Raw genomic sequence first — 13289 nt, forward strand, 5'->3', positions numbered from 1 at the left:
GACGATGGAAGGGTAAAATTGTTAATGATAAAACGAAAATTGTAATAAAAAATTTAAATATATCAAATAGTGCAGCAATTGTGTTTCATCACCTTAGTTATATAAAAAAAAAGAGTTGATTATTTAACAAATAGTTAATAATTATTGCGCATGCCCTTGTAGCTCAGCTGGTAGAGCAATTGATTTGTAATCAATAGGTCCGCGGTTCGAATCCGTGCGGGGGCACCACTTCACTTAACAATTTATCAAAATAATTTTTATAAAAATTAATTTATGACAATAAGCATTATCAAACTATCATCAGATTAAAGTTTTTTCATTTTAAAAACCGCCTCTCCAGTTGTCTTTATCTTCAAACCGCTCTTTTTCTTTTTTAGAGGTGGGTCTAAATAAAAAATAAACTGTAAGGATGATAGTTAATAAAATTATAATAATCTCAAGTGTCATAAACTCTGATCAGCAATTCCTTAAATTTTTTTCATTTGATCTACCATGCAGTTAATTTCCAACACTCGTCAACATTTTCAATTCGAACATAACAACCAAGAAATGACATAATTTTAAATGCACAAAAGCCTGCAACTAATATAATTACTACTAATATAACTGGATTAATTTTTTTCATATACTAACTAGTTTCTCTTCTTATTTGTTCAATTTTAATCTTTTTCTGTAGACCTCTGTTTTTATCATAAAGAAGATTAAACTTTATTTTATTATTAGTTTTAACTGTAATTGATTTAGCATTTCTTACTTCTAGATTATCTGCTACTGCACTTATGGGTCTTTTTGATGGATTTAAATTTTTTATTACAATTTTCGTTTTATCATTAACAATTTTACCCTTCCATCGTCGTGGTCTAAAAGCACTTATAGGAGATATTGATAATTTTTTTGAGTGAAGACTCAAAATAGGTCCATGAACAGAAAGATTGTAAGCCGTACTACCTGCTGGTGTTGATACTAATACTCCGTCAGAAACTAATTTTTTGATTATTTGTTTTGAACCTTGTTTAATAGATATTGTAGCAGCTTGCCTACTTTGTCTTAATACAGATACCTCATTTATTGCTATAGATCTCTTAGTTTGATTATTTTTATTTTTGACAATCATTTCTAATGGAGAAATTGAAACTACATTTGCTTTTGACAAGTTTTTTAAAATATCTTTTGAGGAAAATTTATTCATTAGGAAACCATAATTTCCAGAATTAATCCCATAAAAATTTTTGTTAGAATTTTTATTTTTTTTTAATGTTTGAAGCATAAAACCATCGCCTCCAATAACTATTATGAGATTTTCTTTTTTAAAATCATTTAATTTTATTTTTTTTAATAATAAATTTTTAATACTTGATGATTTTTTATTTTTATCTGAGATGATTTGAGGTTTACTCATTTAGTGGTGCCCTCGGCCAGACTCGAACTGGCACTCCGCAAGCGGCAAGGATTTTAAGTCCTTTGTGTCTACCAATTTCACCACGAGGGCATGAGTTATTTTCATGAGTGTTTATGCTAATATTTATAATTGAACAAGTCTAATTAGTAAAATTGTTATTTATTAGAATATTTTATAAATATCAATTAATGGAAAAAGCAATCAAAATTTTGATATTTACTGACCTAGACGGTTCTCTGCTTCATAGAGATACGTTTAAATTTGATGAAATAAAAGACTATTTGAAACAACTAATATCAAAAGGTATTTTTATAATACCTAATACTAGTAAAACTGAGAAAGAAATTTTACAATTTAATTACGAGTTAGGATCAAATTTACCTTTTATTTCTGAAAATGGAGCAGCTATTAATGGCTTAGACTTATTAAATCCAGATTTACCTAAAGAATTAATTCTTAGTAGAGAAAAAGATGATATTTTTAATATTTTTAAAAATATAGTTCCATTAAACCTGCAAAACAAATGCAAATGGTTGTCTGAAATGAATAATACAAACCAAAGTTTAATTTTTGGTTTATGTGATAAAAAACTTAAAATGGCTTTAGATCGTAAGTATACTATTCCTTTTATATTTAATGGAACTAAAAATGAAAAAAATCAATTATCAAAAATAATAAAAAAAGACGGTCTATCTTTGCAAGAAGGTGGCAGGGTAATTAATTTAACTGATAAAGTAAATAAAGCCAAAGCTCTTCGAGTATTTGTAAGATTTTATAGAAGATATCATCAAAATGTAAAAACAGTGGCAGTAGGAGATAATCACAATGACTTAGATATGTTGAAAACAAGTGATTTTCCTTGCTTAGTATTTAATGATAAATTCATTTTAGATGAAATTCCTATAAATAACTTAATTACAACTAACAAGCCATCACCTGAGGGCTGGGCAGATGTGATTAAAATGGCTCTAGTTAAAATAAATAAAAATTAATAAAAAACTGTATGAGCGAATTTACACAAAATGGAATTATATCTACACTTCATGACTTTGGAACAAAGTCAACAAGACAAATAGAGAAAGAGCTTTTAAGTTTTTCAAAAGAGAGGAAAATGGAACTTATCTTGCCATGTCTTTATAGCGAGTTAAATGGAGAAGCATTACCAAAAATTGTTTCTGAAATTGCTCAAACTAACTATCTTCATCATATAATCATAGGATTAGATCAAGCTAATGAAAAACAGGCTAGGAAAGCATGGTCATTTTTTGAAAAATTAGAAACCCCTTTCACAATACTTTGGAATGATGGTCCAAATTTGAAAAAATTAGATAAAGAATTAAAAAAAAAAGCATTAGCACCAAATGAAAAAGGTAAAGGAAGAAACGTTTGGTATTGTATTGGGATGTCAATAGCAAGAAATAGTGCAAGATCAGTTGCTTTACATGATTGCGATATAAAAACATACGATCGAAGAATGCTAGCAAAGTTATTTTACCCAGTGGTTAATCCTTTATTTAATTTTGAATTTTGCAAAGGTTACTATCCCCGGGTTGCAGATAACAAAATGAATGGAAGAGTAGCCAGACTGTTAGTGTTTCCGATGTTAAATGCTTTAGAAAAAACAATAGGCAAAAGTGAATATTTGGATTTTATGAAATCATTTAAATACCCACTAGCTGGGGAATTTTCTTTTAGAAGAAATATTCTTCCAGAATTAAGAATTTCATCAGACTGGGGAATAGAAATTGGAATATTGTCAGAAATGCAAAGAAACTTTTCTCCACAAAATATCTGTCAGGTTGATTTAGCAGATACTTATGATCACAAACATCAGGATTTATCTATTGATGATGAAAATAAAGGTTTATCAAGAATGTCAATTGATATAATTAAAACCTTTATCAAAAAGCTTGCTACTCAAGGTCACTCGTTTAGTAGAGAAGAATTAAGATCACTTAAAGCAACATACTATAGGTCAGCACTTGATTTAATTGACGCTTATCGAGGTGATGCTGAAATGAATGGTTTGAAATTTGATTCACATTCTGAAGAAAAAGCAGTTGAATTATTTTCAAAAAATATAATTAAAGCTGGCGAAGACTTTTATTTAAACCCCATGGATGCTCCATTTATACCAACATGGAGCAGAGTTAAAAGCGCTATCCCAGATTTTTTATTAAGATTAGAAAAAGCTGTTAATGAAGATAATAAATATTATCTTTAGTTTTATTTATGTTCTTAGTGCTTTATGTAAAAATCTTTTATCAAGTTTACAATCTCGATATCCTTTTTTTACAACATTTAAATATCTTTCAGTTGGAAATTTGAATGGAGATTTTTTAACCATTGTATAAGTCATCACTTTCTTTCCATAATAATAAAAATAATGTTTTTTATATAGTATTGGAAAATCTTCATACACATCTAATTTTTTTTCATCACTTTTAGAAATTTCAAATAAAGCACCTGGTACAATTGAATTTTTTTTTGTCTCTATATCTGCAGCTCTATATTTACTTCTAAAGGTTAATTTAAAATCTTTTAAATTTATTTTTTTTAAAAAAATACTGTCTTTGCATCTACGTTTCATTTGAAAATGATGAAGATTACTTCCATAAGCAAAATACAGCATTATCTATCTACTACCTCAATTTTTTTTTCATTAACAAATTTTAAAATTTGAGAATTACAATCATCTATTTTATTCTGATCTTCTGATCTAATCACAATTGATACACCTAATTTACCTGCATGGAAGAAAGGATAGCTTCCAATTTCTACATCTATATTATTGTTTTGAACTTTTGTTAATGAATTTGCTATTTCACTTTCAACAGTTCTTAAGCTTATAGTAAGACTTTTGATTGGCTTCCCTCCTACTATCCTGTTAGTCAAACCACCCAACATTGATTTCAAAATGGATGGAACTCCTGGCAATGAAAAAACATTTTCAACATTAAAACCTGGTGCGCCACTCGTTGGATTTATAATTAAATTTGCATTCTCTGGCATCCAGGCCATTTTTTGTCTTCCATCATTAAATTCACCTGGTTGATAATAAGCTTCTAAAATTTTAAAAGCTTCTTTATGAACTTCATATTTTATTCCAAAAGCCTTTGATACTGACTTAGCTGTAATATCATCATGTGTTGGACCAATACCACCGGTTGTAAATACGTAATCATATTTAGATCTAAGTAAATTTAAAGTATCAACAATAATATCTTCAACATCAGGTATTACTCTAACTTCACCAACATTAACACCAATTGAATTTAGCCAGTTAGCTAAAGTAGATGTATTCGTATCTTGGGTTCTTCCAGATAAAATTTCATTACCTATTATTAAAATTGAAGCATTAACTTTTACTTTTTTATTCATATGAAATATATAATTTAATAATGGAATTTACCAAGTCTTTAATAAAAGGCAAATTAATCAAACGTTATAAAAGGTTTTTTACTGATGTGCAGCTAGGTAAAGAAATTGTCACAGCTCACTGTCCTAACACAGGATCAATGAAAGGTTTACTAGATGAAGGCAATGAAGTTTATTTGCTTCCTAATAACGATCCAAGAAGAAAACTAAAATATGGATTGGAAATTATTAAATCTAGAAAAAATTTAGTTGGAGTGAACACTCATATGGCAAATAGAATAGTTGAGCATGGTCTCAAAAACAATCTAGTAAATGAACTCAAGAATAATGAAATTATTAAACCTGAGGTTTTTTTTAATAAGGAAACAAGATTTGATTTTTTGTTACAAAGAAAAGGTCAAAAAATGTTTGTTGAGGTTAAAAATGTTACTTTATTTAGAAATAAGGATACTGCTGAATTTCCAGATGCACCAACAGCAAGAGGAATTAAGCATTTATTAACCCTTATTGATGCCATAAAAAAAAGTTATAAAACATACTTAATATTTTTAGTTCAAATTCAAAATATGAAATATTTTAAAATAGCTAAAGACATAGATGAACAATATTATAAGAACTATTTAAAAGCTAAAAAGGCTGGTGTTAATTTTTTAGCATATAGATGCGATATAAGTTCTAAAAAAATTTTTATAGATAAAAAATTAAAAATTATAGATGATTGATTATAAAGAAAAGTTTGAAAAAATGAGAATTGCAGGAAATTTAGCTGCAAGAACTTTGGACATGTTAACTGAGAATATCAAAGAAGGTGTATCCACTGATCATATCGATAAACTAGGTTATGAATTTATAAGAGATAATGGAGGCTACTCTGCGCCACTATATTATAGAGGCTTTACAAAATCGTTATGCACATCTTTAAATCATGTTGTGTGTCATGGAATACCCTCTGATAGAATTTTACAAGAAGGTGACGCTGTAAATGTAGATGTAACAGCAATTGTTGATGAACATTATGGTGATACAAGCAGGATGTTTTGTATTGGAAAAACGCCAGTAAAATTAAACAATCTTATAGAAGCTACTTACGAATCTATGATGAGAGCAATTAAAATTTTAAAACCTGGAATTAAATTAGGAGATATTGGTTATGAAATTCAATCTTATGTAGAAGACAAAGGATTTTCAGTCGTAAGAGATTTTTGTGGTCACGGAATTAGTACAACTTTTCATGAACCACCAAATATTCTTCATTATGGAAATAAAAATACTGGCATGGAACTTAGACCTGGAATGACATTTACTATAGAACCAATGATTAATTCAGGTAATTATGATGTTAAAATGTTGAATGATGGGTGGACAGCGGTTACAAAAGACAAATCTTTATCTGCACAATTTGAACACACGCTAGGAATTACTGAAAATGGTTATGAAATCTTTACAGAATCTGCTAAAGGTTATTTAAAGCCTCCATACTTATAATTAATGATTAAAAGATACTCGCGAAAAGAATTAACTGATATTTGGTCGGAAGAACATAAATACAAAATCTGGTTGGATGTTGAGATTGCAGCTGCTGAGGCAATGGAAAAACTTGGTCAGATTCCAAAAGGAGTTGCCTCTGTTGTGAGAAAAAAAACAAGGATTAATGTAGGCAGAATTCACAAAATTGAATCTGAGGTAAAACACGATGTAATAGCATTTCTTACTTCTGTCACTGAAAAAGCCGGAATTAAAGCACGGTACCTACATCAAGGAATGACATCATCGGATATTTTAGATACTAGTTTTAATATTCAATTAGTCCAATCAGGTAAAATTATTTTAAAAGATATAGATCAAATTTTAAAAGTTTTAAAAAAACAGGCCAAAAAGTATAAATTTACTCCTTGTATGGGAAGAAGTCATGGTATCCATGCAGAACCAATTACTTTTGGATTAAAATTGGCTTCCTTTTATGAGGAGTTTAAAAGAAACAGAAAAAGACTTAAGTATGCTATTGATGAAGTATCAACTTGTGCAATATCTGGTGCTGTTGGAACATTTGCTAACATTAACCCAAATGTTGAAAAACATGTGGCAAAAAAATTAGGTTTAAAAGTTGAACCAATTTCCACGCAAGTAATTCCAAGAGATAGACATGCATTTTATTTTTCTGTTTTAGGAATTATTGCAGGTTCAATAGAGAGAGTGGCAGTTGAAATAAGACACTTACAAAGAACTGAGGTTTATGAAATACAAGAATATTTCTCTAAAAATCAAAAAGGATCCTCTGCAATGCCTCATAAAAAAAATCCCATATTAAGTGAGAATCTTACTGGTTTAGCTAGAATGATTAGAAGTTCAGTTGTGCCAGCACTTGAAAACATAGCTCTTTGGCACGAGAGGGATATTTCTCATTCTAGTGTTGAAAGAAATATTGGTCCAGATGCTAATATAACAACTGATTTTGCATTAGTTAGACTTACAAATATTTTAGATAATATGATTATTTATCCAAAAAAAATGCTAGAAAATTTAAATTTAACAAAAGGTTTAATCTTTTCTCAAGAAGTTATGTTGGAATTAACTAAAACAGGATTGAGCAGAGAAAAATCGTACAAAATGGTTCAAAATTATGCAAAAAAATGTTTTGCAGAGAATTTAAACTTAATTGACGTTATTTCATCTGATAAATTTATAATGAATAAAATTTCACAAAAAAAACTAAAGTCTATATTTAATTATTCTAAACACTTTAAAAATGTAAATTTAATCTTTAGAAGAGTTTTTAAATAATGAAAAAAGGTAAAAAATTATACGAAGGAAAAGCTAAAATCATTTATGCAACAAATGATAAAAACTTAGTTATTCAATATTTTAAAGATGATGCAACAGCATTTAATAATCAAAAAAAAACTACCATTGAAGGTAAAGGTGTTCTAAATAATAGAATATCAGAACATATACTCTCAAACCTCTCTCAAATAGGAATTAAAAATCATTTAATTAAAAGATTAAATATGCGTGAGCAAATTATAAAACTTGTAGAAATAATTCCGATAGAATTTATTGTGAGAAATGTTGCAACAGGCTCGATAACTAAAAGATTAGGTATTGAGGATGGTACTGTTTTGAAAGAACCTTTAATTGAATATTGCTTAAAAGATGACAAACTTGGTGATCCCTTGATATCTGAAGAACATATTTTAGCATTTGATTGGGCGTCAAAATCAGAAATAGATAAAGTTAAAAAAACTATTTTAAGAATTAATGATTTTATGATTGGGATGTTTAGAGGTGTTGGAATTAAACTTATCGATTTTAAATTAGAATTTGGAAGAATTAAAATTGATGGAAAAAATGAAATTATTTTAGCTGATGAAATAAGTCCTGATACATGCAGATTGTGGGACAGTATTACAGAAAAAAAATTAGACAAAGATCGATTTAGAAAAGATCTAGGTGATCTAATCCCGGCCTATACTGAGGTTGCTAAAAGATTGGGTATACTCCATGAACAATCTAATGTTTCAGCAGTAAATGTAACTAAATTATCTTCAGTTAAAAGAAAGAAAAAATGAAAATTTCTGTAATCATCACTCTAAAAAAAGATGTGCTTGATCCACAAGGAAAAGTCATTCATCAAACTCTTGATGGAATGGGTTTTGATGATGTTAATGAAGTTAGACAAGGTAAATATTTTGAAATAGACACTAAAGAAACCGATAACGATAAAGCAAAAGCAAAAGTTGAAGAAATGTGCAAAAAACTTTTGGCAAATCTTGTAATTGAAAATTATAAAATTATTGATCCAAAGTAATTAATGAAATCATCAGTTATTACTTTTCCAGGTTCAAATTGCGACAGAGACATGGATGTTGCTCTAAAAAAATTTGGATTTAAAAATAAAATGGTTTGGCATGCTGATGCTGAATTGCCAAAAAGTGATTTGGTTGTATTGCCTGGTGGTTTTTCTTATGGTGATTACCTAAGATGTGGAAGTATGGCCTCTAAATCGAAAATAATGCAGTCTGTAATTAATTTTGCGAATTCTGGTGGTATGGTTATGGGTATCTGTAATGGATTTCAAATACTGGTAGAAACTGGTTTAGTTCCAGGTGTTTTGCTTAGAAACAAATATCTAGAATTTATTTGTAAAAATGTTTTTGTAAAAATTAACGACAAAAAAAACAAATATTTTAAAAATGTTAATAACGAGGTTTTAGAATTACACATAGCACATAATGAAGGAAATTATTTCTGTACTCAAGATCAATTAAAACAAATTGAGGATAATAATCAAATAGCTATTAATTATTGTGATGAAAATGGAAAAATAGAAGATCAATTTAATCCTAATGGATCCATAAAAAATATTGCTGGTATCTTTAATAAAGAAAAAAATGTTCTAGGAATGATGCCTCATCCTGAAAGAATGATTGATACATCTTTATCTGGTGAAGATGGATCATTATTTTTTAAAAACTTAATAAACAACTTAAAATGATTGTAAACGAACAAGTAGCAATTGATCATGGTTTAAAAAAAGATGAATACGCTAAAATTTGTGAGCAATTAAAAAGAACTCCTAATATTACAGAACTAGGAATTTTTTCTGCAATGTGGAATGAGCATTGTTCTTATAAATCATCAAGATTACATTTAAAAAAGCTACCTACTAAAGGAAAGAAAGTTATTCAAGGTCCAGGTGAAAATGCTGGCGTTATCGATATTGAAGATAATGATGCAATAGTTTTTAAAATTGAAAGTCACAATCACCCTTCATTTATTGAACCTTATCAAGGAGCTGCAACTGGTGTTGGTGGAATAATGAGAGATGTATTTACAATGGGTGCAAGGCCGATAGCTAACTTGAATTCAATACATTTTGGGTCACCACAACATAAAAAAACTAAAAATTTATTAAGAGGTGTTGTTCATGGCATAGGTGGTTATGGTAATTGTATGGGTGTTCCTACGATCGCTGGCCAAACAAGTTTTGATAGCTCCTATAATGGAAATATTTTAGTAAACGCTATGACATTAGGATTGGTTAAAAAAGATAAGATTTTTTATTCTAGGGCCGCAGGTTTAAATAAACCAGTTATTTATGTTGGATCTAAAACCGGAAGAGATGGAATACATGGTGCAAGCATGGCTTCAGCTAGTTTTGATGAAAAAATTGAGGAAAAGAAACCTACAGTTCAAGTTGGAGATCCGTTTACTGAAAAACTTTTGCTTGAAGCTTGCTTAGAGCTTATGACAGGAAACTCGATTATAGCCATTCAAGACATGGGTGCTGCCGGATTAACTTCCTCAAGTATTGAAATGGCATCAAAAGGAAACCTTGGAATAGAAATTAATTTAAACAAAGTACCTTGCAGAGAAGCCAAGATGACACCTTATGAAATAATGCTCTCTGAGAGCCAAGAAAGAATGTTGATTGTTTTAGAAAACGGTAAGGAAGAACAAGCAAAAAAAATATTCGATAAATGGAATCTTGATTTTGCTATAATTGGAAAAACCACTAAGACAAAAAAAATAGAACTTTATTATGATAAAGAAAAAGTTGCTGACATTCCAGTTAATATCTTAGTTGAAAACTCTCCAATGTATGATCGTAAATGGAAAAAGGCAAAACTTCCAAAAAAGAATAAAATTAAAAAAGAAGACATTAAACAATTAAAAATTATTGATGTTCTAAAGAAAATTTTAGCAAATCCAAATGTATGCAGCAAAGAATGGATTTGGCAACAATATGATCATACTGTAATGGGTGATACAATACAAAAACCTGGTGGAGATGCAGGTGTAGTAAGAGTTCATGGAACGGATAAAGCTGTTGCTGCTTCTGTAGATTCTTCTGCAGTTTATTGTTGGGCGCATCCTTTAACTGGTGGAAAACAAGTTGTATGTGAAAGTTTTAGAAATCTTATATCGGTAGGGGCAAAACCAATTGCTATAACTAATTGTTTAAATTTTGGTAGTCCTGAAAATGAAGAAAATATGGGTGAATTTGTTGAATGTGTTCAAGGAATTGGTGAAGCAAGCGATTATTTAAAATTCCCAGTGGTTTCTGGAAATGTATCTTTCTATAATCAGACAAAAGACCAAGGTATAAAACCTACACCTTCAATTGGTGGAGTTGGATTAATTAAAGATTATAAGAATATGATTACTATGGAATTCAAAGAAGTTAATAATTTAGTTTTGGTCATTGGAAAAACTGAGGGACATATTGATCAAAGTTTATTTGCAAGAACTATTTTAGATGAAAAAAATGGACCACCACCAGAAGTAAATTTATTTAATGAAAAAAATAATGGAGAAACATTGCTTAAATTGATTGCTAATAATTTAATAAAAAGCGCACACGATGTTTCTTTAGGTGGCATAATTACTGCGGTTGCAAAAATGTGTATTAAAGGAAAAAAAGGAATAAATATTAAAAAACCTAAGTTTCTAATAAATGAGATTGAATACTTATTCGCTGAAGATCAAGGTAGATATATTATAGAAATTAATAAAAAAGATTTTAAAAATGTAGCTGATATACTGAATAAAAATGCAGTCCATTTTGATGAACTTGGTACAATTAGTGAAAATGAACTATATATTAACGATAAGACAAAAGTTACAATTGACGAATTATCAACCACGGATAAAAGTTGGCTAAAGAAATATATGAGTAAATAATGGCAATGGATTTAAAAGAAATTGAGAACTTTATAAAAGAGGCAATGCCAGATGCAATTGTTGAAATCCAAGATTTAGCAGGAGACGGAAATCATTATTCAGCAACAGTTACCTCTTCAGAATTTTCTGGAAAAAGTAAAATTGAGCAACATAAAATGGTTTACAACTCATTAAAAGGTAGAATGGGCAATGAATTACATGCTTTAGCAATTAAAACAAAGGAGAGTTAAAATGGATCAACAAACAAATGATTTAATTAAAAATGAAATTGAAAACAACGAAGTTTGTTTATTTATGAAAGGAACGCCAGATGCACCACAATGTGGATTTTCAATGGCTACATCCAATATTTTAAAAATCCTTGAAGTAAATTTTAAAGGTATAAATGTTTTGGAAAATCAAAATTTAAGAGAAGGTATAAAAGTTTTTAGTGATTGGCCAACTATTCCACAATTATATATTAAAAATGAGTTTATAGGTGGATGCGATATAGTTAAAGAAATGTATGAAAGTGGTGAATTAAAAAAACTGTTGGTTGAAAAAAATATTAAACACAAATCTTAATAATTTTCCTTATTAATTTTTTCTAAAAAAAGTCCTTAAGTTTTTTGAGATAAATTTTCTTAACAAATAAAGTCTAGAAAATTTTTGAGTTATTTTACTTTCTACATTTTTTTTATATTTTATCTGGTTTTCCCAATAAAGTTCTAAAACCAAGCTTTGTTTAAAAATTTCTGACAATTTTTTTATAGTAGAAACTGTTAAAATAGGTTCAAAATATTGAACCTTTTTTGAAATAATTAATTCATAATTTATATCATCAAACTCCATATGCCAGATATGGTCTTTTTTATTTTCAAAAACTAAATTATCCTCAAGTTTGGTGGGTACTTCAATATAACCTTTTGAAGAAACTCTCTCCAATTCTTTTATAAATATATCTATATCTTTAACATGTTCGAGAACATGTGAAGCAATTACAAAATCAAACTCTTTATCTTTAAACGGTAAAATTTCAGTTTCGAGTTTAATAAATGTTTTATCCTCATAAAATTTAGATAAATCTTGCACATCACAAACAACTGAAGCCTTTTTATGTGCACCATATCCACAACCAATATCTAACACTTTCCAGTTTGGATTATCGTCTAAGAGTTTATTAATATATTTTTTTGAGGATCTTTTAATCAAGAGGTTATCTTGAATAATATTCAATTACTAGGTTTGGTTCCATAACTATTGGATAAGGAACTTCTTCAAATTTTGGAATCCTAACAAATTTAAGTTTTTTATTTTTTTCATCCATTTGAATATATTCAGGTGTTTCTCTTTCTTTGTTTGCTAATGCAATATCTATTATTGCAAGTTGTTTTGACTTATCTCTAATCTCAATAGTATCTTCTTCTTTAATTAAATAACTACCAATATTTACTTTTTTGCCATTTACTCTCACATGACCATGGTTAATTAATTGTCTAGCTGAAAAAATTGTAGTAGCAAATTTAGCTCTATAAATAACTGCATCCAACCTTCTTTCTAATAGTCCTATTAAGTTTTCACCTGTATCACCTTTAAGCATTACAGCTTTTTTATAAATATTTCTAAATTGTCTTTCGTTAATATTTCCATAATAAGCTTTTAGCTTTTGTTTTGCTTGAAGCTGAATACCATAGTCAGAGGGCTTTGATGTTTTAGTTTGTCCATGTTGACCTGGCCCATAAGCTCTTTTATTAAAAGGACTTTTAGGTCTACCCCAAAGGTTTACTTTTAATCTTCTATCTACTTTATGTTTAGAGTTTAATCTTTTTGTCATCTGATAGTGGGCTTTATA

General features: G+C 28.7%; 17 protein-coding genes and 2 tRNA genes. 12 read left to right on the forward strand and 7 right to left on the reverse strand.

Going from position 1 to position 13289, the window contains the following annotated elements:
- Positions 1-152: 152 nt before the first annotated feature.
- Positions 153-228: transfer RNA gene (locus AMO08_RS04870), tRNA-Thr, on the forward strand.
- Between the two features lie 259 nt (positions 229-487).
- On the opposite strand, the gene AMO08_RS05820 is transcribed toward AMO08_RS04870, so the two are convergent.
- The 3 genes from AMO08_RS05820 to AMO08_RS04880 all read right to left on the reverse strand — a co-directional run bounded on the left by AMO08_RS05820 (position 488) and on the right by AMO08_RS04880 (position 1489).
- Positions 488-625 carry a hypothetical protein gene (locus tag AMO08_RS05820; RefSeq protein WP_179850753.1) on the reverse strand — a complete coding sequence of 46 codons (138 nt, stop codon included), beginning with the start codon at positions 623-625 and terminating at the stop codon, positions 488-490.
- A 3-nt stretch (positions 626-628) separates the two neighbouring features.
- Entirely contained in the window at positions 629-1399 is a 771-nt protein-coding gene (locus tag AMO08_RS04875) for an NAD kinase (protein WP_075485763.1), read from the reverse strand.
- A 4-nt stretch (positions 1400-1403) separates the two neighbouring features.
- A tRNA-Leu gene (locus AMO08_RS04880) sits at positions 1404-1489 on the reverse strand.
- A gap of 98 nt (positions 1490-1587) precedes the next feature.
- Here AMO08_RS04880 and AMO08_RS04885 point away from each other — a divergent pair.
- Both AMO08_RS04885 and AMO08_RS04890 read left to right on the forward strand, forming a co-directional pair.
- Positions 1588-2391 carry an HAD-IIB family hydrolase gene (locus AMO08_RS04885; RefSeq protein WP_075485765.1) on the forward strand — a complete coding sequence of 268 codons (804 nt, stop codon included), beginning with the start codon at positions 1588-1590 and terminating at the stop codon, positions 2389-2391.
- A gap of 11 nt (positions 2392-2402) precedes the next feature.
- Positions 2403-3623, forward strand: coding sequence for a glycosyltransferase family protein (locus tag AMO08_RS04890; RefSeq protein ID WP_075485766.1), 1221 nt, complete (start codon positions 2403-2405; stop codon positions 3621-3623).
- Between the two features lie 6 nt (positions 3624-3629).
- Here the strand turns inward: AMO08_RS04890 and AMO08_RS04895 are convergent, their stop codons facing one another.
- A complete protein-coding gene (locus AMO08_RS04895; protein WP_075485768.1) occupies positions 3630-4031 on the reverse strand; it encodes a gamma-glutamylcyclotransferase family protein in 402 nt (133 codons plus the stop codon).
- Positions 4031-4780, reverse strand: a complete 750-nt coding sequence (locus AMO08_RS04900) for a competence/damage-inducible protein A (RefSeq protein WP_075485770.1) — start codon at positions 4778-4780, stop codon at positions 4031-4033. Before AMO08_RS04900 ends, AMO08_RS04895 begins: the two co-directional genes overlap by 1 nt.
- 20 nt (positions 4781-4800) lie before the next feature.
- Between AMO08_RS04900 and sfsA the strand changes: the two genes are divergently transcribed.
- The 9 genes from sfsA to grxD are packed head-to-tail and all read left to right on the forward strand — an operon-like array spanning position 4801 to position 12022.
- Entirely contained in the window at positions 4801-5499 is a 699-nt protein-coding gene (gene sfsA / locus AMO08_RS04905; RefSeq protein WP_075485772.1) for a DNA/RNA nuclease SfsA, read from the forward strand.
- Positions 5492-6262, forward strand: a complete 771-nt coding sequence (gene map, locus AMO08_RS04910) for a type I methionyl aminopeptidase (RefSeq protein WP_075485774.1) — start codon at positions 5492-5494, stop codon at positions 6260-6262. Before sfsA ends, map begins: the two co-directional genes overlap by 8 nt.
- Before the next feature lie 3 nt (positions 6263-6265).
- Positions 6266-7558: an adenylosuccinate lyase gene (gene purB / locus AMO08_RS04915; RefSeq protein WP_075485776.1), complete on the forward strand. Its 1293-nt coding sequence runs from the start codon at positions 6266-6268 to the stop codon at positions 7556-7558.
- A complete protein-coding gene (purC, locus tag AMO08_RS04920) occupies positions 7558-8343 on the forward strand; it encodes a phosphoribosylaminoimidazolesuccinocarboxamide synthase (RefSeq protein ID WP_075485778.1) in 786 nt (261 codons plus the stop codon). Before purB ends, purC begins: the two co-directional genes overlap by 1 nt.
- Positions 8340-8582: a phosphoribosylformylglycinamidine synthase subunit PurS gene (gene purS, locus AMO08_RS04925; protein ID WP_023855120.1), complete on the forward strand. Its 243-nt coding sequence runs from the start codon at positions 8340-8342 to the stop codon at positions 8580-8582. The genes purC and purS overlap by 4 nt, the downstream gene beginning before the upstream one ends.
- Positions 8583-8585: 3 nt before the next feature.
- Complete coding sequence (purQ, locus tag AMO08_RS04930; protein ID WP_075485780.1) at positions 8586-9269, forward strand: phosphoribosylformylglycinamidine synthase I; 684 nt, start codon at positions 8586-8588, stop codon at positions 9267-9269.
- Positions 9266-11458, forward strand: coding sequence for a phosphoribosylformylglycinamidine synthase subunit PurL (gene purL, locus AMO08_RS04935; RefSeq protein WP_075485782.1), 2193 nt, complete (start codon positions 9266-9268; stop codon positions 11456-11458). Before purQ ends, purL begins: the two co-directional genes overlap by 4 nt.
- The gene (locus AMO08_RS04940) at positions 11458-11688 is read left to right on the forward strand and encodes a BolA/IbaG family iron-sulfur metabolism protein (RefSeq protein ID WP_075485784.1); all 231 of its coding nucleotides are present in this window, start codon (positions 11458-11460) and stop codon (positions 11686-11688) included. The genes purL and AMO08_RS04940 overlap by 1 nt, the downstream gene beginning before the upstream one ends.
- Before the next feature lies 1 nt (position 11689).
- Positions 11690-12022, forward strand: coding sequence for a Grx4 family monothiol glutaredoxin (gene grxD, locus AMO08_RS04945; RefSeq protein ID WP_075485786.1), 333 nt, complete (start codon positions 11690-11692; stop codon positions 12020-12022).
- Positions 12023-12034: 12 nt separating this feature from the next.
- On the opposite strand, the gene AMO08_RS04950 is transcribed toward grxD, so the two are convergent.
- Positions 12035-12649, reverse strand: a complete 615-nt coding sequence (locus tag AMO08_RS04950; protein WP_179850754.1) for a class I SAM-dependent methyltransferase — start codon at positions 12647-12649, stop codon at positions 12035-12037.
- A 4-nt stretch (positions 12650-12653) separates the two neighbouring features.
- Positions 12654-13271, reverse strand: coding sequence for a 30S ribosomal protein S4 (rpsD, locus tag AMO08_RS04955; protein WP_075485790.1), 618 nt, complete (start codon positions 13269-13271; stop codon positions 12654-12656).
- Between the last annotated feature and the right edge of the window lie 18 nt (positions 13272-13289).

The sequence above is a fragment of the Candidatus Pelagibacter communis genome (genome assembly GCF_001180205.1).
Taxonomy (GTDB): domain Bacteria; phylum Pseudomonadota; class Alphaproteobacteria; order Pelagibacterales; family Pelagibacteraceae; genus Pelagibacter; species Pelagibacter ubique_O.